Source organism: Stenotrophomonas sp. SRS1, from assembly GCF_026130205.1.
GTDB lineage: Bacteria > Pseudomonadota > Gammaproteobacteria > Xanthomonadales > Xanthomonadaceae > Stenotrophomonas > Stenotrophomonas rhizophila_B.
Genome location: NZ_JAINFD010000001.1, coordinates 1,146,633 through 1,167,872 on the forward strand (window position 1 = coordinate 1,146,633; position 21,240 = coordinate 1,167,872).

Annotated in this window: 12 protein-coding genes, 1 tRNA gene and 1 pseudogene; 6 read left to right on the plus strand and 8 right to left on the minus strand. The window is 65.9% G+C overall.

Annotated elements, in window-relative coordinates:
• Positions 1–6: 6 nt before the first annotated feature.
• The 4 genes from mutL to K4043_RS05060 all read right to left on the minus strand — a co-directional run bounded on the left by mutL (position 7) and on the right by K4043_RS05060 (position 5,630).
• Positions 7–1,878, minus strand: coding sequence for a DNA mismatch repair endonuclease MutL (gene mutL / locus K4043_RS05045; protein WP_265308399.1), 1,872 nt, complete (start codon positions 1,876–1,878; stop codon positions 7–9).
• A 107-nt stretch (positions 1,879–1,985) separates the two neighbouring features.
• Positions 1,986–3,578 (minus strand): N-acetylmuramoyl-L-alanine amidase, encoded by a 1,593-nt coding sequence (locus K4043_RS05050; protein WP_265308553.1) that lies wholly within the window; start codon positions 3,576–3,578, stop codon positions 1,986–1,988.
• A gap of 88 nt (positions 3,579–3,666) precedes the next feature.
• Complete coding sequence (gene tsaE, locus K4043_RS05055; protein WP_259261485.1) at positions 3,667–4,149, minus strand: tRNA (adenosine(37)-N6)-threonylcarbamoyltransferase complex ATPase subunit type 1 TsaE; 483 nt, start codon at positions 4,147–4,149, stop codon at positions 3,667–3,669.
• A 2-nt stretch (positions 4,150–4,151) separates the two neighbouring features.
• Positions 4,152–5,630 (minus strand): NAD(P)H-hydrate dehydratase, encoded by a 1,479-nt coding sequence (locus K4043_RS05060; protein WP_265308400.1) that lies wholly within the window; start codon positions 5,628–5,630, stop codon positions 4,152–4,154.
• Positions 5,631–5,702: 72 nt separating this feature from the next.
• Between K4043_RS05060 and queG the strand changes: the two genes are divergently transcribed.
• Entirely contained in the window at positions 5,703–6,791 is a 1,089-nt protein-coding gene (queG, locus tag K4043_RS05065) for a tRNA epoxyqueuosine(34) reductase QueG (protein ID WP_123730696.1), read from the plus strand.
• A 60-nt stretch (positions 6,792–6,851) separates the two neighbouring features.
• Positions 6,852–8,192, plus strand: coding sequence for an exodeoxyribonuclease VII large subunit (gene xseA / locus K4043_RS05070; protein WP_265308401.1), 1,341 nt, complete (start codon positions 6,852–6,854; stop codon positions 8,190–8,192).
• Positions 8,193–8,223: 31 nt separating this feature from the next.
• Here the strand turns inward: xseA and K4043_RS05075 are convergent, their stop codons facing one another.
• Together K4043_RS05075 and K4043_RS05080 are read right to left on the minus strand one after the other, a co-directional pair.
• The gene (locus K4043_RS05075; protein ID WP_265308403.1) at positions 8,224–9,126 is read right to left on the minus strand and encodes a M48 family metallopeptidase; all 903 of its coding nucleotides are present in this window, start codon (positions 9,124–9,126) and stop codon (positions 8,224–8,226) included.
• Between the two features lie 109 nt (positions 9,127–9,235).
• Positions 9,236–11,110, minus strand: a complete 1,875-nt coding sequence (locus K4043_RS05080; RefSeq protein ID WP_265308404.1) for a formylglycine-generating enzyme family protein — start codon at positions 11,108–11,110, stop codon at positions 9,236–9,238.
• Between the two features lie 213 nt (positions 11,111–11,323).
• Between K4043_RS05080 and rnd the strand changes: the two genes are divergently transcribed.
• Positions 11,324–12,403: a ribonuclease D gene (gene rnd, locus K4043_RS05085; protein ID WP_265308405.1), complete on the plus strand. Its 1,080-nt coding sequence runs from the start codon at positions 11,324–11,326 to the stop codon at positions 12,401–12,403.
• Positions 12,404–12,489: 86 nt separating this feature from the next.
• Here rnd and K4043_RS05090 read toward each other — a convergent pair whose 3' ends face one another.
• Entirely contained in the window at positions 12,490–14,835 is a 2,346-nt protein-coding gene (locus K4043_RS05090; protein ID WP_265308407.1) for a TonB-dependent receptor, read from the minus strand.
• 309 nt (positions 14,836–15,144) lie between these two features.
• Positions 15,145–17,694: a Cache 3/Cache 2 fusion domain-containing protein gene (locus K4043_RS05095; protein ID WP_265308408.1), complete on the minus strand. Its 2,550-nt coding sequence runs from the start codon at positions 17,692–17,694 to the stop codon at positions 15,145–15,147.
• 314 nt (positions 17,695–18,008) lie between these two features.
• Between K4043_RS05095 and K4043_RS05100 the strand changes: the two genes are divergently transcribed.
• From K4043_RS05100 to K4043_RS05110, 3 genes and pseudogenes are all read left to right on the plus strand, one after another.
• Positions 18,009–18,084 (plus strand) — tRNA-Ala (locus tag K4043_RS05100).
• A 176-nt stretch (positions 18,085–18,260) separates the two neighbouring features.
• A pseudogene (locus K4043_RS05105) lies at positions 18,261–19,453 on the plus strand (integrase arm-type DNA-binding domain-containing protein).
• A gap of 119 nt (positions 19,454–19,572) precedes the next feature.
• Positions 19,573–21,018, plus strand: a complete 1,446-nt coding sequence (locus K4043_RS05110; protein ID WP_265308409.1) for a hypothetical protein — start codon at positions 19,573–19,575, stop codon at positions 21,016–21,018.
• Positions 21,019–21,240 lie beyond the last annotated feature (222 nt).

Sequence of the window (21,240 nt, forward strand, 5' to 3'; positions counted from 1 at the left end):
TTCCTCTCAGCGTCCACGCAGGAACCAGCGGTCGATTTCCGCCAGCGAAAAACGGGCCCAGGTCGGTCGGCCGTGATTGCACTGACCCGAGCGTTCGGTGATTTCCATGTCGCGCAGCAGGCCGTTCATTTCCGGCACGGTCAGGCGCCGGTTGGCGCGCACCGCACCGTGGCAGGCCATGGTCGACAGCAGTTCGTCGCGGGCACTGGCGATGCGCCGGCTCTGGCCATGCTCGCGCAGGTCGGTGAGCACGTCGCGCAGCAGCGCTTCGGGTTCGGCATTGGCCAGCAACGCCGGAATGCTGCGTACGTGCAGTGAACCGGGGCCGGCGCGGGTGATCTCAAAGCCCAGCGAGGTCAAGGTCTCGGCCTCGCGCTCAGCGGTGTCGGCATCGCGTTCGCCCACCGCCAGGGTGATCGGCACCAGCAGCGGCTGCGCATGCAGGCCCATGCCATCGTGCGCGGTTTTCAGGCGCTCGTAACCGATGCGCTCGTGCGCGGCGTGCATGTCCACCACGATCAGGCCTTCGGCGTTTTCGGCGAGGATGTAGATGCCATGCAGCTGTGCGATCGCATAGCCCAGCGGCGGTACGCCACTGTCGGCTGCGGTCACCGGCAGGCCGTTGTCGGTCGGCATCGGCGGCAGGCTGCTGGCCGCTGCAGTGCCGCCCGGCGCGGCATACAGCGCTGCATAGGCGGACGGCGCATCGGCCACCCGCAGCCCCAACGGTGATTGCTGCGGGCGCCAGTCGCCGCCCAGGCCGCCGCCTGCTCCGTTGCCGGCGAGCGCATAGCCGGTGCTGCCGGCGGACGGCAGGCCGTAGGCCGGCGCTGCGGTAGCGACACTCTCGGTGGCATGCACCTGGGCGCCGGCCGCGGTCATGCCGGCACGGGTTTCGGCCAGTGCTTCCTTGAGCGTGCGGTAGACGAAATCGTGGATCAGGCGCGAGTCGCGGAAGCGAACCTCGTGCTTGGCCGGATGCACGTTGACATCGACGCGGGTCGGGTCGAGTTCCAGGAACAGCACGTACGCGGGCTGACGACCGTGGAACAGCACGTCGCCGTAGGCCATTTTCACCGCATGGGCGACACTGCGATCGCGCACCGAACGGCCGTTGACGTACAGGTACTGCTGATCGGTGCTGGCCCGCGAATAGTGCGGCTGCGCAATCCAGCCGTGCAGGCGCAGGCCGGCCCCGCTGTGGTCCACGCGCAGCGCCTGGTTGGCGAAGTCTTCGCCCAGTGTTTCGCCAAGGCGCGCATCCGAGTACAGATCGCCAGGCTTGTAGCGGCGCGAGGGTTTGCCGTTGTGCGAGACGCGCAGCTCCACATCCGGACGCGCCAGCGCGAGCGAGCGCAGCCACTCTTCGATATGGCCCAGCTCGGTGCGCTCGGCGCGCAGAAACTTGCGGCGCGCTGGCACGTTGTAGAACAGCTCGCGCACTTCCACCGTGGTGCCGGGCGCATGCGCACGCGGGGTGACTTCGCCCAGCCGGCCGCCCTCGATCTGCAGGGCCGAACCGTGCTCGTCGATGGCGCGGCGCGAGCTCAGGGTGAAGCGGCTGACCGAGGCGATCGACGGCAGCGCCTCGCCGCGGAAGCCGAGCGTCGCCACCGATTCCAGATCGTCCAGGCTGGCGATCTTGCTGGTTGCATGCCGCGATACCGCCAGCGGCAGCTCTTCCGGGGCGATGCCACCGCCGTCGTCGCGGATGCGGATCAGCCGCACACCGCCCTCTTCCAGGTCGATATCCACGCGGGTGGCACCGGCGTCCAGCGCATTTTCGACCAGTTCCTTGACCACGGACGCAGGGCGTTCGACCACTTCGCCGGCGGCGATCTGGTTGATCAGGATCTCGGGGAGTTGGCGGATGCTCATGCGCACCTCCGGGCAAGGGAGGTGGCAGGCGTGGCAGCGTAGGGAATTCGGGAAACGGACGTCATCCCGTGATGATAGCGTGCGCCGGGCGGTGCAGCCTGGAGGGGTTACTTGCTGCCGCCGGCCACGGTGCTGGCGGCATCGATTTCTGCCTGGGCGCGCGCAGCGTACAGGGTGCCCGGCGGCGGCTGACGGCTGAAGAAGGTATGCACACCGTCCAGCACTGCGCCGGCGATCTGGCGCTGGTAGGCCGGATCGATCAGGCGGCGCTCTTCATCCGGGTTGGAGATGAACGCGGTTTCGACCAGCATCGCCGGCATGTCCGAGGTGCGCAGCACCGCGAAGTTCGCACGTTCGATATTGGGCTTGTGGTTCTTGCCGATCCGCTTCAGGCCGCCCAGCACATGTCCGGCCGCGTCCTCAGAAGCCTTCATGTAACCGCTCTGGGCCAGATCCAGCAGCACGTTGGCCAAGGTGCCTTCGGTCTGCTGCAGGCGCACGCCACCCACCAGATCGGCGGCGTTTTCCTTGTCGGCCAGCCAGCGCGCACGCTGCGAGGAGGCGCCCTTGGTGGAGAGCACGTACACCGACGAGCCGGTTGCTGCCCGGTTCTCGGCGGCATCGGCATGGATCGAGATGAACATGTCGGCCTTGGCCGCACGCGCCTTCTGCGCGCGCATCGGCAGCGGAATGAACACGTCGCTGTCGCGGGTCAGGTAGGCCTTCAGGCCGGGCGTTGCATTGATCTGGCGGGCCAGTTCGCGTGCCACCGCCAGAGTGATGTCTTTTTCGCGCTTGCCGGTCGGGCCGACCGCGCCGGGATCCTGGCCGCCATGGCCGGGATCGATCGCGATCACCAGTGGACGCATGCCGGCGCGCATCTTCACGCGCGAGGCGTCGCTGGGCATGGCCGGACGCGGGTTGTCCTGCAGCGCCGGGGTCGGCGCGGGCGTCGGAACCGGCGCACTGGCCACGACCGCCGGGGTCGACTGACCGGCCAGGATCGCGGCCGGCGACGCACTGTTGCTGGCCGCGTTGGCGGTCCCTGCGGCAGCGACGTTGACCGTGGTGGCCGTCGCGGCAGCCTGGCCCGGCGCCGAGGTGGCGACCGTGGCGCTGGCCTGCTGGCGCACCGACGCGGTCAGCAACGCGGTGGCGCGCGCGGCATCGCTGCGTGCCTGTGCCGTCTGGGCGGCGGTGGGTGCAGGGGTCGGTGCCGGCGCGGCGGCCGGCGTCGAAGCCGCTGGCGTGGGCGAAGGTGCTGCGGCCGGGGTGGGCGCGGGCGCACTGGCAACGGTGGCCGCAGCCGGCGCATCGCCTGGCCACTCGATCACCAAGCGCGACGCATCGCCCTGCTTGATCATCTGCGGGCGGAACGGCGCGACCGATTCGGCCAGATCGAACACCACGCGGAACGTACCTGGCACCGGCTGCCCGGTACGGACAGCGGTGACCACGCCCTTTGGCGCAGGCAGTTTGAGGTTGCGGATCGCGCTGGAATCCGGGAAATCCACCACCAGGCGGTTCGGACCGGCCAGCGACAGGGTCTTGTAGCCCCCGCTGCCGGCCAGCGAAATCTCCGCACGGGTCCCGGTCGCACCAGTCTCCACGGCCACCTGGCGGACTTCCCCCGCCCACGACAGCGCGCTCGCCAGACAGAGTCCGACGGCAGTGCAGAGGGCGGTGAGTGATTTCCCCATTGGCATGGGTCTGGATTCAATCACCGCGCTGAATGAAATGCAACTCCTTTTCCCTTAATAATCCGTAACCTGCCGGTGTTTCCTAGTGTCAGCCGACAGAAAGAGCCTGCAAGTCACCCCCTTGGGGCAGCCGCGCGAGCCATTCACGACCGGCCGGACTGGTGGCGGTGAGCCGGGCGCGACGCCCCTGGCCCTGGATATCCAGCGCCACTTCGAGGTCGGTCGGTGGCAATGCACCGGCACCGCGCTCGGGCCATTCGACCAGCCACAACGAGGCGCTGCCTTCGTCCAGCCCGAGGAAATCCAGCTCCTGCGCGTTGCCGATCCGGTACAGATCCAGGTGCCAGGCCTCGTGGCCGTCGGCCAGCGGGTAGCGCTCCACCAGGGTGTAGGTCGGGCTGCGGATCGCCCCCTGCACGCCCAGCGCGCGCAGCAGTGCGCGGGCCAGTGTGGATTTACCGGCACCCAGGTCGCCCTGCAGCTGCATCACCGCCTGCGGCGGCCGGGTCGCGGCCAGCCATTGCCCGAGCAGGTCAGTGTCTTCAGTCTGCGCGAGGAAAAACTCGATCATGTTCAAACGTCCGGATTGACCAGCCGGCGCAGCGGCGCCAGCAGATCGGTGGGAAGCAGGCCCCGCTGGCCGTCACTGGCGGCGGCATCGCCGGCCAGGCTGTGCAGCAATGCGCCGGTGCTGGCGGCATCGAAGGCGCCCAGGCCCTGCGCACGCAGGGCGGCAATGATGCCGGTGAGCAGATCGCCCATGCCACCCACGGCCATGCCGGGATTGCCGGCGGCGATCACCCGCGGCAGCGCATCGGGCGCAGCGACCACGGTGCCGGCGCCCTTGAGCACCACCACCGCGTGGAAACGCTCGGCCAGCGCTTTGGCCGCCGTGAAGCGGTCGGCCTGCACCTGCGCGGTGCTCAGCCCGAGCAGGCGCGCGGCCTCGCCCGGGTGCGGGGTCAGGATCGCGTCATGGAGCGGCTGCGGCGCCTTGGCCAGCAGGTTCAGGGCGTCGGCATCGATCACCAGCGGCTTGCCGCTGGCCAGCACCTGCCGCCACAGTTCGTGCGCCCAGTCGTCCTGGCCCAGGCCAGGCCCGATCGCAATGACACCGGCACGCGGCAGCAGGGCCTGCAGCTCCTGCGCGTCCTGCACGGCATGCACCATCGCTTCGGGCAGGCGCGCCAGCAGCGGTGCGACATGCGGCGACTGGGTCGCCACACTGACCAGCCCTGCGCCCGCGCGCAACGCCGATTCACTGGCCAGCATCACCGCGCCGCCGCTGCCGAGGTTGCCGCCCACGCACAGCACGTGGCCGGATTCGCCCTTGTGGGTGTTGGCGCGTCGCGCCGGCAGCTGCGCGCGCAGGCGCGGCTGCTGCCAGCACTCGGCGCTGTGCTGCACGCCTTCGCCAGCGTCTGCAGGCAGATCCAGCGTGGCCAGGCGGCGACCGCCGACATGCTCCAGCGCTGCGCCGGTATACAGCCCCTGGTGGCGCACGATGAACTGCAGGGTGACCGTGGCACGGATGGCAACGCCCGGCACGTGACCGGTGCGTGCATCCACGCCGCTGGGCACGTCCAGCGCCAGCACCGGCACCCCAGCGCCGTTGATGGCCGTGATCAGATCCACCGCGGCACCGGCCGGCGCGCGGTTCAGGCCGATGCCGAACAGCGCGTCCACCAGCAGGTCTCCCGGCGGCAGAACGCCATCGTAGCGCGCCACCACACCGCCGGCGGCGATGAACGCCTGCTCTGCCCGCTGCGCCAACGTTGTGGCCGGCGCATCGGTGTCCAGCCGCAGCACCGTCACCCGGCGGCCGGCTTCACGGGCCAGACGGGCCAGCACGTAGCCATCGCCGCCGTTGTTGCCGGCTCCCACCACCACGCCGATGCGCTGCGCCTGCGGCCAGCGCTCCAGCAGGCAATGCCAGGCGGCCTGGCCGGCCTGTTCCATCAGCGAGGCACCGCCATCGCCCAGCAGGGTGCTGGCCTGCGCATCCAGGCGGCGCGCAGCGGTGATATCGAACAGTTCAGCAAGCTCGGGCATGCCGGGATTCTATACTTGTCGCCCAGGCGCAGCCTTGCCGCGCCCTTCCCAGGCTCCGTTTCCGCCCAGGCCATGTCCGCCGTCCCCCTGCCCGCCCCCGTCCATCTGGCCCGTGCCGCCGAACGCATCCGTGCGATCGCGGGCGTGCACGGCTTCCAGCGCTGCGGGGTGTCCGGCATCGATCTGCGCGAAGACGAGGCGCACCTGGCCGATTGGCTGGGCAAGGGCCTGTACGGCACGATGGAGTGGATGGCGCGCCACGGCACGCTGCGTGCGCGGCCGGATGAACTGCTGCCGGGCACGGTGCGGGTGATCTCGGTCGGCATGGATTACGGCCACAAGGACGACGCCGAAGCCTGGGCCACCCTGCACGATGGCGACCGCGCCTACGTGGCGCGCTATGCGCTGGGCCGCGATTACCACAAGCTGATGCGCAACCGGCTGCAGAAGTTCGCCGACAGCATCGCCGCCGAGATCGGGCCGTTCGGCTACCGCGTGTTCGTTGATTCGGCCCCGGTGCTGGAGCGCGCGCTCGCCCGTAATGCCGGGCTGGGCTGGATCGGCAAGCACACCTGCCTGATCGACAGACAGGGCGGCTCGTGGTTCTTCATCGGCGAAATCTACGTCGACCTGCCACTGCCGGTGGATACACCGGCCACCGCACACTGCGGCACCTGCACGCGCTGCATCGATGTCTGCCCGACCCAGGCGATCATCGCCCCGCACCGCCTGGATGCACGCCGCTGCATCTCCTACCTCACCATCGAACACGACGGTGCGATTCCCGAGGACATGCGCACGGCGATGGGCAACCGCATCTACGGCTGCGACGACTGCCAGCTGGTCTGCCCCTGGAACAAGTTCGCCAAGCGCACCGACGAGCCGGATTTCCGCGCGCGCAACGATCTGGACACCGCCTCGCTCGCCCAGCTGTTCGCCTGGGAAGAAGACGAGTTCCTGCGCCGCACCGAGGGCAGCCCGATCCGCCGCAGCGGGCATGAACGCTGGCTGCGCAACATCGCCGTGGCGTTGGGCAATGCCCCCACCCACGCCGAGACGCTGGCCGCGCTGCAGGCACGACGCGAGCATCCTTCGGCGATCGTGCGCGAGCATGTGGCCTGGGCCCTGCAGCAGCACGCCGACCGCACTGCTGCGGGATGAAGCATCGCCGCCGACGTGCGACCATGGCCCCCCGTTCGTACCGTTTGGCCTGATCCCTCCATGGACCGCAGCCCGCAGATTCTCACGCCCAGCCAGCTCAACATCCTGGCCCGCGACCTGCTGGAAGGCGCGTTTCCGCTGATCTGGGTGGAGGCCGAACTGGGCAGCGTGACGCGCCCTGCCTCGGGCCATCTCTATTTCACGCTGAAGGACGCGCGCTCGCAGATCCGAGCCGCGTTGTTCAAGCCCAAGAGCCAGTGGCTGACGTTCGTGCCGCGCGAAGGCATGCGCGTGCTCGCCCGTGGCCGGTTGACGCTGTACGAAGCACGCGGTGAGTACCAGATGGTGCTCGACCACATGGAAGAAGCCGGCGAAGGCGCTCTGCGCCGCGCCTTCGAGCAGCTCAAGGCGCGCCTGGAGGCCGAGGGCCTGTTCGCGACGGAGCGCAAGCGACCGCTGCCCGCGCATGTGCGTCGTCTGGCGGTGATCACCTCGCCCACCGGCGCGGCGGTGCGCGACGTGCTCAGCGTGCTTGAACGGCGTTTCCCGATGCTCGAGGTCGATCTGCTGCCCAGCCTGGTGCAGGGCGACAGCGCTGCCGCGCAGATCACCTCGCTGTTGCGTGGTGCCGATGCCAGCGGCCGCTATGACGTGATCCTGCTGACCCGCGGTGGCGGCTCGATGGAGGATCTCTGGGCCTTCAACGATGAGCAGTTGACCCGCGCGATCGCGGCCAGCCAGACCCCGGTGGTATCTGCCGTGGGTCACGAAACCGACTTCAGCCTGGCCGACTTCGCCGCCGATCTGCGCGCGCCGACGCCGTCGGTCGCGGCCGAACTGCTGGTGCCTGATCAGCGTGACCTGCTGCTGCGTGTGCGTCGCCTGGATGCGCGTCTGGCGCAGTTGCAGCGGCACAGCCTGGGGCAGGCCATGCAGCGCGCGGACCGTGCCCTGCTCCGCCTCAACGCGCAGAGCCCGCAATCACGCCTGCAGCTGCTGCAGCGTCGCCAGCAGGACGTCGCGCGCCGTCTGCACGCGGCGTGGACGACACAGCATCAGGGCCGTCTGGCCCACCTGCGCCACGCGGCCGCCGTGCTGCGCAGCGGTCATCCGCAGCGCCGGCTGGATGCCCTGCGTGAGCGCCTGCAACGCCTGCAGCCGCGTGCGGACAGTGCGATCGGTCGCCAGCTGCAGCGCGACGCCCTGCGCCTGCGTGCGCTCGCCCGTTCGATGGAAGCGGTCAGCCCGCTGGCCACCGTCGCGCGTGGTTACGCGATCCTGACCCGCGAGGACGATGGCAGTCTGGTGCGTTCGCCGTTGCAGGTGCGCCCGGGCGACACGCTCAAGGCACGCGTGCAGGACGGCGTGATCGACGTAACGGTCAACGAGCCGTCGCGCTGATCCGGCGCGCCCAGGCCGCTGCGGTTCGCCTTCAACGCCCTGCGCTTTCGCAGAACTTCTGCCGGTACTCCATCGCCTTGGGCATCAACGCCAGCAGGTTCTGGATGCGCGTGCCCGGGTTGGGATGCGTGGACGCGAATTCCGAGGTCGATTGCCCACCACTGGCCTGCCCCATCCGCTCCCACAGCGGAATCGCTTCCTGCGGATCGAAACAGGCCGCCGCGGCCAGCATCAGGCCTACTTCATCGGCCTGGGTTTCATGGCTGCGCGCGTACGGCAGCAGGTAGCCGTAGCCCATCGCCGACATCATCATCTGCTGCTGTTGCGGGTCCATGCCGCTGGCGGCACCGGCCATCTGCCCGATCTGGGTCATCTTCTGCTGGGCCATGCGCTGGGCACCGTGCCGCAGCAAGGCGTGCGCGATTTCATGGCCCATCACCACGGCCATCGCATCCACCGTACGCGCCACCGGGATCAACCCGGTGTAGACCGCCATCTTGCCGCCCGGCAGGCAGAACGCATTGGCCTGGTCGGACGGAATCACGTTGACTTCCCATTCGAAATCCCGCGCGAAGTGCGCAGGCTTCAGTCCATGCTCTTCGGCGAGCGCGGTTTCCACGACGTCCACCTTGGCGATCAGGCGCTGGGCGATCGCCTGGATTTCGCGTGACTGTGGCGCACTGGGATCCAGCGGTCGCTCCTGCGCCAGGATCTCCTGGTAGGCCTGCAGGCCCAGCGCCTTTTCCTGGGTCGCGTCGAGCGAGCTGTCGATCAGCACGCTTTCGCCGGTGTAGGGATCCACGGCGCGGTTGGAGAACCAGTAGAACGCGGCATAGCCGGCGAACGCCAGCAGCACCCACCAGCGGATGTTGCCGAACAGGCCTGGCCGCCGGGCGCGGCCCTGCTGCTGACCGCCGAATGGATCGTTGCGCATGCGCGTGGTTCCTGAGATGGCCGCGGCACCCTGCCCGACACTGTGCCAATCCTAGAACGCGCGCCGGGGGGCCGGGTGAAATCCCGTCACCCCACGACGGGAAGATCCCTCAGATGCCTCGGACCAGCCGGAAGCCGATCCGTGCGCTGGTGGTGTCCGAATCCTGCGATTGCCGCCAGGCCGCGCGGGTCTGTGCCGGCGCATTGGCCCAGTTGCCACCGCGGATCACGCGCTGCCGGCAGCCAGGGTTGAACCACGCCACGCCATCGGACGGCGCACGCCGGTAGCTGGCATGCCAGCAGTCGGCGACCCATTCGCTGAGGTTGCCAGCGATGTCGTGCAGGCCCCACGGGTTGGGATCGAAGCTGGCCACCGGGGCCGGCCCCCAGTATCCATCGCCGTAGCCGACGAAGGCGTTGTACCAGCGCCGTCCGGAGGGCGAGACATCCTCGGCCCCGGTGAAGTTGCCGGCGCGCGCGGGCGGCGTGCCCGCATCGCCCCACGGGTAACGGCCGCTGCTGCCGGCGCGCAGCGCGTATTCAAATTCGGCCTCGCTGGGCAGCCGGTAGGAGCGCCCGGTCTGCTCGGACAGCCAGGTCGCGTAATTCTCGGCATCGCGCACGCTCACGTGCATCACCGGCAGGTTGGCGATCGCCTCGGCACCGTTGTAATCGGACTGCCAGTCCACCCCGCTGCGCCGTACGAAGTTGCCGCTGCGCTCGTCATACACGATCGAGTGACCGCGCCGCGTGGCGCGTGGGCGGGTCTTGGTGGCCTGCACGTAACGGCGGAAATCGGCGACGGTCACTTCCGTGATCGACATCGCGAAGCCACGTTCGAAACGCACGTAATGCGAGGGCTTTTCCGCATCGGTCGCGCCGAGCTCATTCTCGGCCGCGCCCATCTGGAAACCGCCGTGCGGCACCACGATCATCTGTGGCCCGCGGCCGCCATCGCGCAACGCATCGCTGAACACCTGCCGCGGCCGGAAGCTGCCGTAATGTGTCACCAGTTCGATCCGCTCACGCAGCTGGCCGACGACAGGATCGCCGGGCAACGCGATGCGCAGCGCATCTTCCAGCTTCTGCCGGGCCGGCTTGAGCCCCTGCGGCGTGGCCAGATCGCGCAGGCCTTCGTTGCGCAGCCGCGCCAGGATGTCAGAGCGGATTTTCTCGATGCGTTCGAAGGCATCGGCGATGGTGATCGATGAATCGCGGACCTTCGCTGCTTCGGCCAGCCAGGTCCCGGCTGCGGCGAAATCGGTGGCCCGCGCGGCGGTCTCGGCACGGCGGATCAGCGCGCTCTCGGCGGCGGCCAGGCCCTGCCGGGCGCGCGGGTTGTCCGCATCCAGCGCCAGTGCCTCGCGGAAATTGGGGATCGCGCCATCGCCATCCTCGCCGATGCGGTCCGCGCGCAGATCGTCTTCGCCGGCGCGGTTGTAGGCCACCACACGCTGGGCGATCTCCACCCGCGACTGCAGCTCACGCACCTTGGCATCATCCGGTGCCAGCGTGAGCAGCACCAAGGCCATCTCACTGGCCTGGGCCAGTGCCTCACGCTGCTTGAGCGGGCGGTCCAACAACGCGCCTGCCTCCTCCAGCAGGCGCTGCCGGGCACGTCTCAGGCCGGTCTCGGCCACGCGGTCCTCGGGGTCGTGCTGAAGCAGCGCGAGCCAGATCGGAATCGCATCCTCGGCAGTGCGGTACAGGCGGCCTTCCTCGAAGGCACGTGCCGCGTCACGTCGCGCCTGGGTCACGTCGCCGTCGCCAAGGGTCACTGCCGGCGCCTGCCAGCGCTCCACGGTTTCAGCGGCGTCCTCGCCCCCGATGGTGACCTGGGCAACCGGTGCGCTGGTCTTCGCCGGTGCAGCGGCGGGCTTGGCGACCGGCGTTGCCGACGGCGCGGGGGCCGGGGCGGGAGAACACGCGGCCAGCAGGCCCAACAGACCGGTGAACAGCAGCGGCAATGTGCCTGAGGGTCGCAAATGGGGTTCCTTGGGGCGTGTCATCGTGACGCGATGACGGTCCAGGTGGCATGCCGCAGGCGCGGACAGGGGGTCATCATAATCGCCACCGTCCCGGGCGGCGACCGTCCACGGCCCGGGCGTTCATCACCGCACGGCGGTATGCCGGCCGTGGCACGGGGTTAGGCTATCCTCCCCGACCTGAGCACCCCTTTGCAGTACATGGAATCCCACGTGGCTTACTGGATCAAAACCCCGGCGGAACTGGACGAGCGCTACCGCCAGCGCCCCACCCGCATCGGCCTGGACACCGAGTTCATCCGCGAACGCACCTATTGGCCGCAGCTGGCGCTGGTGCAGATGGCCGTCGGTGATGAAATCCTGCTGATCGACCCGCTGATCCCCGGCATGAACGAGGCCCTGGCCCCGTGGCTGGCCGACACCTCCATCCTCAAGATCATGCACAGCGCCAGCGAAGACCTGGTCACTTTCAAGGTCGCCTGCGGCGTGCTGCCGCGTCCGCTGTTCGACACCCAGATCGGTGCATCGCTGGCGGGCATCGGCGGTGGCCTGGGCTACCAGAAACTGGTCACCGCGGTCACTGGCGTCACCCTCACCAAGGGCGAGACCCGCTCGGACTGGATGCGCCGGCCGCTCTCGGACGCGCAGCTGGAGTACGCCGCCGACGACGTGGAATACCTGTTCCAGATCCACGACACCATCGAGGCCCGCCTGGAAGAACTGGGCCGCCGCCAATGGCTGCAGGACGACGCCGAGCGCCTGCTCGCCAGTGTCGAACACGATGAAGAGCGTTGGCCGCACGTGGCGATGCGCTCGGCACAGTTCATGGACACCGCTGCGCAGCTGCGCCTGCTGCGGCTGCTGCGCTGGCGCGATGTGCAGGCCCGCGCGAGTGACAAGCCGCGCAGCTGGGTGCTCGACAACGAACTGGCCGCAGTGCTCGCACGCACCCCGCCGGCCGATGTGGAGGCGTTGTCCAAACTGATGGAAGGCTTCCCCAAGGCCCCGCGCAAACTGGCCGCCCAGGTGTGGCACGCGCTGACCACCCCGCTCGCCGACGAAGCCGAGGCACCGCTGGCGCTGCCGGCCAACGATGCCAACAAGCAGGCGCTGAAGCGGTTGCAGGATGCCGTCAGCGCGCGCAGTGCCGAACTCGGCCTGCCCGATGGCGTGCTCGCCTCGCGCAAGCATCTGGAAAGCTATCTGGAAAGCCGCCAATGGCCGACCGTGCTCGCAGGCTGGCGCCAAGCGCAGCTGGAGCCGATCCTCTCGGCACTGTTGCCCCCTGCCTGAAACGACAACGCCCCGCATCAGCGGGGCGTTTTTCATCGATCCGGCTCACCGGCGCCGCAGCAATGCGGCACCGGTGATCGCGTGACTTACCAATTCATGTTGAGCGAAACGCCCACGGTGCGCGGCTCGTTGTAGACCGCGGCCATGTAGTTCTCGATCACACCCTTGAGGTTCTTCTCATTGGTGATGTTGCGGGCGAACAGCGCCACTTCCCAGGCACCGTAGTTGGCGGAGTAGCCCAGCTTCAGGCCGCCTTCGAAGCTGCCCTTGGAGTTGAACTCGGCCGAGTCATACAGCACGAAGCTGGTGTAGCCCTGCTTGTTCCAGTCGGTGGAGACGAAGAACACATCGCTGTCATTGACCGGCATGTCGTAACGGGCAGCCAGGTTGATGTTGTACTTCGGTGCGTTGGGCAACGGGTTGCCGTTGATCTGTGCAAACGTGTTGGCACCGACCTTGATGGTCGGGTCATTCACGGTGCAGACCACGGCGCCGTTCAGCGCGCAGACCTGCGCGTACACGCGGTCGTCCTGGATCTTGCTGTGCAGCAGGCTGACACCGGCGCTCAGGGCCAGGTTCGGGATCGGGCGCAGTTCCATGTCCGCTTCCAGACCATAGGCCTTGGCCTTGTCGGCGTTGAACAGCACGCCGTTGCCGTCCGAATCGTTGCCGTTGAGCTGGATGTCGTTGACCACGTAGGTGAACGCGGCGGCGTTCACGCGCAGGCGGTTGTCCCACAGGCTGCTCTTGATGCCGGCTTCCCAGGACAGGATGGTTTCCGAGTTCGCCGTGGTGAAATCGGCATTGAACACGGCCGAACGGCCCTGGATGGTCGGGCCGCGGAAGCCGCGTGCCACGCGCGCATACACGCTCAACTGCGGGTTGAACGCATACATCGCGCTCAGGTCCCAGCTCGGGGTGGTGTCGGACATCTCCACGTAGGTGCGGCCCTTGTAGGTCACGGCACCGGCGGCGGTATCGGCGGTCTTGAGCAGACGGGTCTTCTTCTCATCCTTGGTCTGGCGCAGGCCGGCGGTCAGGGTGAACTTGTCGGTCACGTCGTAGCTGACCTGGCCGAAACCCGCCCAGGAGGTATTGACGTTGCGCAGGCGCACCCAGTTGTTCGGGTTGCGGGCAGCGGTGTTCAGGAACCAGGCACGCTGGTAGAAATCGGTGGTGTCGCGGCCGTCGAAATAGAACGCGCCGACCTGCCACTTCAGGCGATTGTCATCGCCGTTGGCCAGGCGGAATTCCTGGGTCCACTGGTCCAGATCGCGGATCTGGCCCATCGACTGGCCGTAGCCGTTCGGCACGCCGTTGACCGGGTAGTTCACGGCGGCACCGCCGTCGGTGTCACCGCGGCTGTAGCCGGAGGTGGTTTCGTAGGCGGTGATCGAGGTCAGCGAGACGTTGCCGAAATCGTAGATCGCCTTCACCGAGCCGCCGTAGGTCTTGTAAGCCTGCGGGTTGTTGTCGGCTTCGTCGTAGGCGACCCTGTCGCGCGGCACGTCGGTCTTGTTGGAGCCCTTGGTCACCGCGTTGCGCAGGAACAGGGTCGAGGTACCGTCGTAATCGCGCGCATGGGCCGAGGCCAGCAGCGAGAAGTTGTCGCTCGGCTGCAGCAGCAGCTGCGCGCGCACGTTGCGGTCGTCGAAGCCGCCCATGGCGTTCTTCTTCGGCGAGACCGTGCCATCGGCACTCGGGCCGCTGTAGGTGTTGTCGACGTAATCATCGCGGTGCTGGTACAGCGCCGACACGCGGAACGAGGCGATATCGTTGATCGGGCCACCGAAGCCGCCATCGATCGCCACGCTGCCGTAGGAGCCGTAGCTGGCCTGCACGCGGCCGCTGTAATCCTGGCTCGGCTTGATCGTGTCGAACTTGACGATGCCGGCGGTGGTGTTGCGGCCGAACAGCGTGCCCTGCGGGCCACGCAGCACCTCGATCTGGTCCACGTCGTAGACCGGGTTGGACTTCAGCACCACGTGCTCAAGCACCACGTCGTCCTGGATGATCGACACCGGCTGCGAGGCACCGAGGTAGAAGTCGATGTTGCCCAGGCCGCGGATGTAGAAGCGCGGGAAGATGCGGCCGGTGGTGGTTTCGGCGTAGAAGCTCGGCACCTTGCCCGACAGGGCCAGCAGGGTGTCATCGCCGCCCGCGGTGTAATCACGGATCTTCTCGCCCTGCACCACGCCGACCGACACCGGCACTTCCTGCAGGTTGCGCTCGCGGTGGTCGGCGGTGACGGTGATGGTGTCCAGCGAGGTGGCGCTGGCGGACTGCGCGTCCTGCGCCGAGGCGGCAGCGGACAGCATCAGCGCAGCGGAGGCGCAGGCCAGCGCCAGCGCGCGGCGGCGCGGCAGCACGGCGGCGGGGAGTGAACGGGAGAGAAGACGCGTCGACACAGGGGCGTGGCGTAGAGCGGGCATGCAGAGGTCTCGGGTAGTACAGATCGGGGCAGCCGGCGAGATGGCCGGGCACCATAGGAAACGGCATCGCTGTGGAGACAGCGATGCGGCACGGTATTGGCTGGATGTTTCAGATTGGTGTCAGGGCGTTGTGGGCGACGGCTGTCCGGCCCCCCTGGTCCACTGGCTATGCGGCCGCGTTTTCTGGCGCGGATTATGCCCGCCTGGCGCGTCGCCCGAAAGGGCGCGCGGCGCGATCAGCCCTGCAGATCGGCCGATCGGCCGATCGGCGAGGATGGGCAGGGGCGGCGACCCCTGCCCCTGTGGGGCTCAGGCGGGAACGGCCTGGCGTCTGGCCGGCGTGTGCCCGGCCAGACGGAAACGCCCCACCGACTGCTGCAACTCGCTCGACTGCGCGTTCAGCGCGCGCGCAGCGGCCGAGGCTTCTTCCACCAAGGCGGCGTTCTGCTGGGTCACGCCATCCATCTGCACGATGCTCTGGCTGACCTGATCGATACCCGCTGCCTGCTCCTGGCTGGCGCTGGCGATCTCCTCGATCAGCCCGCCCAACTCGCCCACGGCCTGCACCATCCGCTGCAGTGTCTGCCCCGCTTCATCGGCCAGCGCACTGCCATCGGTGACCTTGGTGACCGAATCCCCGATCAGGCTCTTGATCTCCCGGGCCGCCTGCGCCGAGCGCTGTGCCAGGGCGCGCACTTCGGAGGCGACCACGGCGAAGCCACGGCCTTCTTCACCCGCACGTGCCGCTTCGACCGCGGCATTGAGCGCCAGAATGTTGGTCTGGAAGGCAATGCCGTCGATCACCGTGGTGATGTCGGCGATACGGTGCGACGACGCCTGGATATCGCCCATGGTCTGCACCACCTGCGCGACCGCCGCGCCGCCCTGCGCGGCCACGGCCGCCGTCTGCGCCGCCAGCTGATCGGCGCGCCGGGCGTGATCGGCATTCTGCTTCACGGCTGCGGTCAGTTCTTCCAGCGAGGCGGCGGACTCTTCCAGACTGGCCGCCTGCTGTTCGGTACGCCGCGAAAGGTCCTCGTTGCCCGCCGCGATTTCCGACGATGCAGTGGCCACCGAGACGGCCGCCTGCTGGATGCCGGCGACAATCGTGGTCAGCTGGCTGACGGTGGCATTGGCATCGTCACGCATGGTGGCGAACACACCCTGGAACTCGCCCTCGATGCGTCCGCGCAGGTCGCCGGCGGCCAGCGCGCGCAGCAATCCCGACAGCGAGGACAGATTGCGGTCGGCGGTGACCATCAGGGTATTGAGTCCTTCCACCATCACCCGGAAATCGTGGTTGAAGGCGCCCGCATTGCCGCGCACGCTGAAATCACCCGCTGCCGCAGCGGCGACCAGGTGTTTGATTTCCCCATTGATGGCCTGAAGGCGATCGCGCACACCGTTCACGGCGTCGGTGATCTTGGCCTTCTCCCCCGGCAACGCCTCCATCGAGGGCGACAGGTCACCATCGGCGTAGCACTGCACCAGCTCCACCATGCGCAGCTTGGTGGATATGTGCGCCTCCACCAGTGCATTGGTGCCGGTCACCATGGTGCGGAACTCCCCTTCAAATGCGTCGGCATCGATGCGGTAGCTGATCGTACCCTCGGCATGCTGGCGGCTCATGTCGTTCTGTGCGGCAATGATCGCGCGGAGCTTGCCCTGCATCTGCTGCAGCGCCGCCATCAGGCGGCCCACCTCATCCTGCCCGCGCACCTGGATGCTGCCTTCAAGACGACCGGCCGCAACGTCCCGGGCCACCTGCCCCGCTTCGGCCAACGGCCGGCTCAGCACCCGTCGGACCACCAGCACCATCGCCACGATCACCGCCAGCAGTGCCAGCGCCGAGACCAACGCGATGTGCAGCATCAGCTTGCCTAGCACGGCGTGCACCACCGAGACCGGCTCCATGCCCAGCACCACCCAGTGCCACGGACCATAGGCCTGGGTCGACACGAAGTACGTATGGGCCGTGTCCTGATCACCGCTGCGCAGCTGCACCTGGCCCTGCGTGACCGTGCCGTCCAGCAGGGCCTGCAGCGCAGCGTGGTCGGATTCGGGCACCTTGGCCTGAAGCTTGCCACCCTCACCGTCCGGCCCGGCGATGATCGTCCCGAAGTTCTCGCCAGGCCGGGTATCGACGGCGATGAAGTAGCCGTCCTTGCCTAGCTGCGAGGCGCGCAGGCGGGTCTTCAGCGCCGCCAGGCCATCGGAATAGTTCTGACCGACGAAGGCGATGCCCACGACCTCGCCCGCCGCATCGGTGATCGGCATGTAGTGGGTCATGTAGTCCACACCGAACAGCCGGGCCGGACCGGTGTAGCGCTCGCCGGCCAGCAGCTTCTGGTAGGCCGGATTGGCGTGGTCCAGCACGGTGCCCATGGCGCGGGCGCCCTCGGCGTTGCGCAGCGAGGTCGATACACGGATGAACTCCTGCCCGTCGCGCGCGAACACGGTGGCCACGCCGCCCGTCGCCTCGGCGAAGCGATCGACGGCGGCCTCCTGCAGATTGACGACGTCGCTGCCCAGACGAAGCGTCGGCGTGGACCGCTCACCGATCAGGATCGTCTTTGCGGGGTCCAGGGTGGCATCGCCGGCCGGCAGCATGGCGCGGAAGGTGCCGGCCATGCGCTCGGTGCTGTCGCTGAGGCTGCGGTCATAGAGTTGGACCGAGTCGCGCATCAGCACGGTGGCCGACTGCAGCCCGGCCTCGACGCGCTGCTGGTAGCTTGTCGCCGATTGCTGATAGACCAGCAATGCCAGACCAATAAAGGCCACGGTAGTGATCAGGCCCATCAGCAACGCCAGACGCGCGCCGATGGAGGAGGAGAAAACGGTGGCGGCACGGGTCGTCATCGTCGGGACTCGAAGGGATTGGGTATGAGGGATTGGCTCCCTTTCATATCGGCACCGTTTTGGTCCTCTTTACGCGATGGCGTCTAGTTACATTTCGCTACTCAAGAAATCCAACCCGTTGTGCTGCAAGGGTTTGCGGCGCGCCGACCCTCACAAAACCCACTCTTCCGTTCAGTTCGAGGACGTCCGCAGACCAGGCGGGCGGAGCGCCGCATCCATTCCCCCCCTCTTGGCAGCCGCCACTGGCCGGGGCTACACTAGATCCATCGCACGGCGCTCCAAGACGCGACACGCGAGGCAAGTGCGGTATCCGTGGGGCCATAGCTCAGCTGGGAGAGCGCGTCGTTCGCATCGACGAGGTCAGGAGTTCGATCCTCCTTGGCTCCACCATATTTCCGTCCGAGACGGTGCGACTAAGGCTGGGAAGTCCTGAGAATACAGGCTTTCCGGCCTTTTTCGTATCCAGCGCAGTCCACCCCAGACTTGCGGAATCCGGCGGTAAGAGGCGGTAAGTTTGGCGGTAGCCAGGGCATTCCCTTAGCCTGTTACCGTCAAGGAGTTGCCCGATGTCTCTCACCGATACCGCCATCCGCAAGGCCAAGCCTGCCGCCACACCGCAAAAGCTGCGCGATGGCAATGGCCTGTACCTATTGCTACGACCGGATGGCGCCCGCTGGTGGCGCTATGACTACCGCCGCCCCATCACTGGCAAGCGCAACACGCTCTCATTCGGCACCTATCCTGAGGTAAGCCTCGGAGACGCGCGCGAGAGGCTTGCGGAACCGCGCCGACAGCTTGCGGCCAAGATCGACCCCGGCGAACAAAGGAAGGCCGTCAAGGCCGCCGGCGAGGCCGCAGCCGCCAACAGCTTCGAGGTCGTTGCCCGCGAATGGATTGCCAAGCAGCAGAAGGAATGGAGCATCCAGTACGCGGACAAGATCATCCGCCGCTTGGAAAGTGACATCTTCCCGTGGATCGGTAGCCGCTCGGTTGGGGCCATCACTTCGCCGGAGCTACTAAAGCATCTGGAGCGGATCGAGCAGCGTGGGGCCATTGAGACCGCCCACCGCGCCCTACAGACTTGCGGAGCAGTCTTCCGTTACGCAGTAAGGACTGGACGAGCCGATGGCGATCCGACTGGAGCCTTAAGGGGCGCACTGACCCCTTGGCGCTCCATGCCATTCGCTGCTGCGACGACTTCGGCTGCGGCAGCCGCTCTGCTTAGGAAGATCGACAGCAGCACAAGCAGGCCGATTGTTCGGAGTGCGCTGCACCTAGCCCCACTGCTCTTCGCTCGCCCTGGAGAACTTGTTCGCATGAGGTGGGGCGAGTTGGACTTGGATGCGGGCCAATGGCGCTACTTCGTAACGAAGACAAAGCGCACCCACATCGCCGCTCTTTCCTCTCAGGCAGTGGAGATTCTGCGCGACCTGCGCCCCCTAACCGGGCGCGGCGAGTTCGTTTTCCCAGGTGGCGTAATCCTCTCAGGCATATGTCAGGCAATGCCATCCTCGTAGCTGCACGACGCTGCGGCATTGAAAAGGACGAAAGCACCATTCATGGATTCCGGCACATGGCAAGCACCCTCCTTAATGAAATGGGAGGCTGGAGCCCCGATGCCATCGAAGCAGCGCTAACACACAAGATGCCGGGAGTGCGAGGAATTTACAATCAAGCCCAATACCTGGAGGAGCGACGCATAATGATGCAGAAATTGGGCGACTTTTTGGAATCACTGAAAGCCGTCGAGGTGAGATAATCCAATTCGGCACCCTCCCAATCAACGCCGAGCGGCCCAAGCCCCCGCGACTCCTACAAGTAGGAGCCAGGCAAAATCAAAGCGTTGCCCGCAAATTACACGACAAGGAAGGGACTAAAGTGACGACATCATTCAAACCGATAGATTGGGGGCAAGATTTCGCGAAAGGCGACACGAAGCTGAGAGACTACTTCGTGCATTTCCCGGAGTTCAGCGAAGTAGTAGATGGCAGCAAGCGATACGTTATTGGCAGGAAGGGAGCAGGCAAAACAGCCGTTATCGAAAAACTTCGACTTGAACAAGACTCGGATGCATTGAAATTCAATGCCGATATAACCTTGCGCGACTTCCCACTTAACGACATGCAAGAACTTGCGGACAAGAGCCACTCCGACAAGGGGCGATATGTGTCCGCGTGGATGTTCATAATTTATGTAGAGTTGGCCAAGATTATATCGAAGGACAATGGTGCAGGCCCATCACAGGCCGTGATGGAATTAAAAGAGTTTCTATCATTCAATGATCTTGATAGTACACTCGGCTTCATTTCCACAGTTGAGAAACTAAAAAGTAAAAAATCTAAAGTCTCCGTACTACCCAAATGGGCAGGCGGCGAAGTTGAAAATGGTAACACCCAAACGACTAGGCTTAGCGTACATTTTCGCAAGATTGTTTCGTCACTTGAGGGGCTGTTAAGGCAAGTCCAATCCGAAAGTGAATACTGGCTCTTCGTGGACGAACTAGATGAGGGTTACCGAGCGGGAGCGCCCTCACTCCGCCTCATTTTACTGGCACTAATCCGAGCAATCGAAGACTCTTCGTTAGCCATGAAGAGATCAAACCTTAAATTTAGACCACTTCTCGTACTGAGAACAGACATCTTCGACGCGCTCGAAGACAATGACTTAAATAAGCTCGATGATTTCGTCGTACGGCTACGTTGGACATCCGACGACACAAGCAGCGAGCATTCCCTCATGCGAATAGCAGATGAGCGAATCCGACTGCAATACCCAGGAATCATTGATGCATGGAATGAAGTAACAATAAATCAGGACAATGAGCTACCACGAGAGGTCAAGTCACTGTGGCAGTACATGACCAGCAGGACTTTCGACCGCCCCCGAGATTTAATTAAATTCCTGAAGTACTGCAGTAGGCACTCAAAACCAGACGAACGCCTTAGCTTCAGCACGGTCAAGAGTGCGGAAGCGGATTACTCGAACTGGTTCAGAAATGAAATCCGCGACGAAATCCACAGCTACTTCCCGATATGGCAGGAATGCTTTCAGGCGATATCGCGCCTAGGATTAGGGAAAATCTCCGAAGACTCCCTGGTTGACGAATTGTCGCAGGACGAGGCAATTTTTACGTGGATGACGTCGAACTCAAAGAGTGCAAAACATATAATCAACCTACTCTTCGATTTTGGTATACTTGGATATCACGAAGGAAGAAGATGGATATTCAAACACAAGGATGATGACCTCACCAGAAAGTCAGGTTCCGACCTGATCGTGCACTACGGCCTATATAAAAAACTAAGATTGAGATTCGGCAAGTAGAGTCAATCTCGCTCAGTTCGTGCCTCAGGGCACGAATTGGGAGCGGGGTCAATTGCGCAGGGCTTAATAGACATGCATCACGTTTGACTGGGCTTAGTGATGTAATTTAGACCTGAGGAGGCTCAAATTAATCCATAGCCAAATTAAGTCTTGCATTGTCTAAAAACCCCGCACTCACGAGATTAAGCTCCTCATAGAGCATTGACTCTCGGGCACGCGCAC

Bases quoted from the DNA above. Each gene is read 5' to 3' on its own strand.
- tsaE (WP_259261485.1), bottom strand. From the start codon at position 4,149: ATGATCGAGTTTTTCCTCGCGCAGACTGAAGACACTGACCTGCTCGGG.
- K4043_RS05050 (WP_265308553.1), bottom strand. From the start codon at position 3,578: ATGGGGAAATCACTCACCGCCCTCTGCACTGCCGTCGGACTCTGTCTG.
- queG (WP_123730696.1), top strand. From the start codon at position 5,703: ATGTCCGCCGTCCCCCTGCCCGCCCCCGTCCATCTGGCCCGTGCCGCC.
- K4043_RS05090 (WP_265308407.1), bottom strand. From the start codon at position 14,835: ATGCCCGCTCTACGCCACGCCCCTGTGTCGACGCGTCTTCTCTCCCGT.
- K4043_RS05060 (WP_265308400.1), bottom strand. From the start codon at position 5,630: ATGCCCGAGCTTGCTGAACTGTTCGATATCACCGCTGCGCGCCGCCTG.
- xseA (WP_265308401.1), top strand. From the start codon at position 6,852: ATGGACCGCAGCCCGCAGATTCTCACGCCCAGCCAGCTCAACATCCTG.
- mutL (WP_265308399.1), bottom strand. From the start codon at position 1,878: ATGAGCATCCGCCAACTCCCCGAGATCCTGATCAACCAGATCGCCGCC.
- K4043_RS05095 (WP_265308408.1), bottom strand. From the start codon at position 17,694: ATGACGACCCGTGCCGCCACCGTTTTCTCCTCCTCCATCGGCGCGCGT.
- K4043_RS05075 (WP_265308403.1), bottom strand. From the start codon at position 9,126: ATGCGCAACGATCCATTCGGCGGTCAGCAGCAGGGCCGCGCCCGGCGG.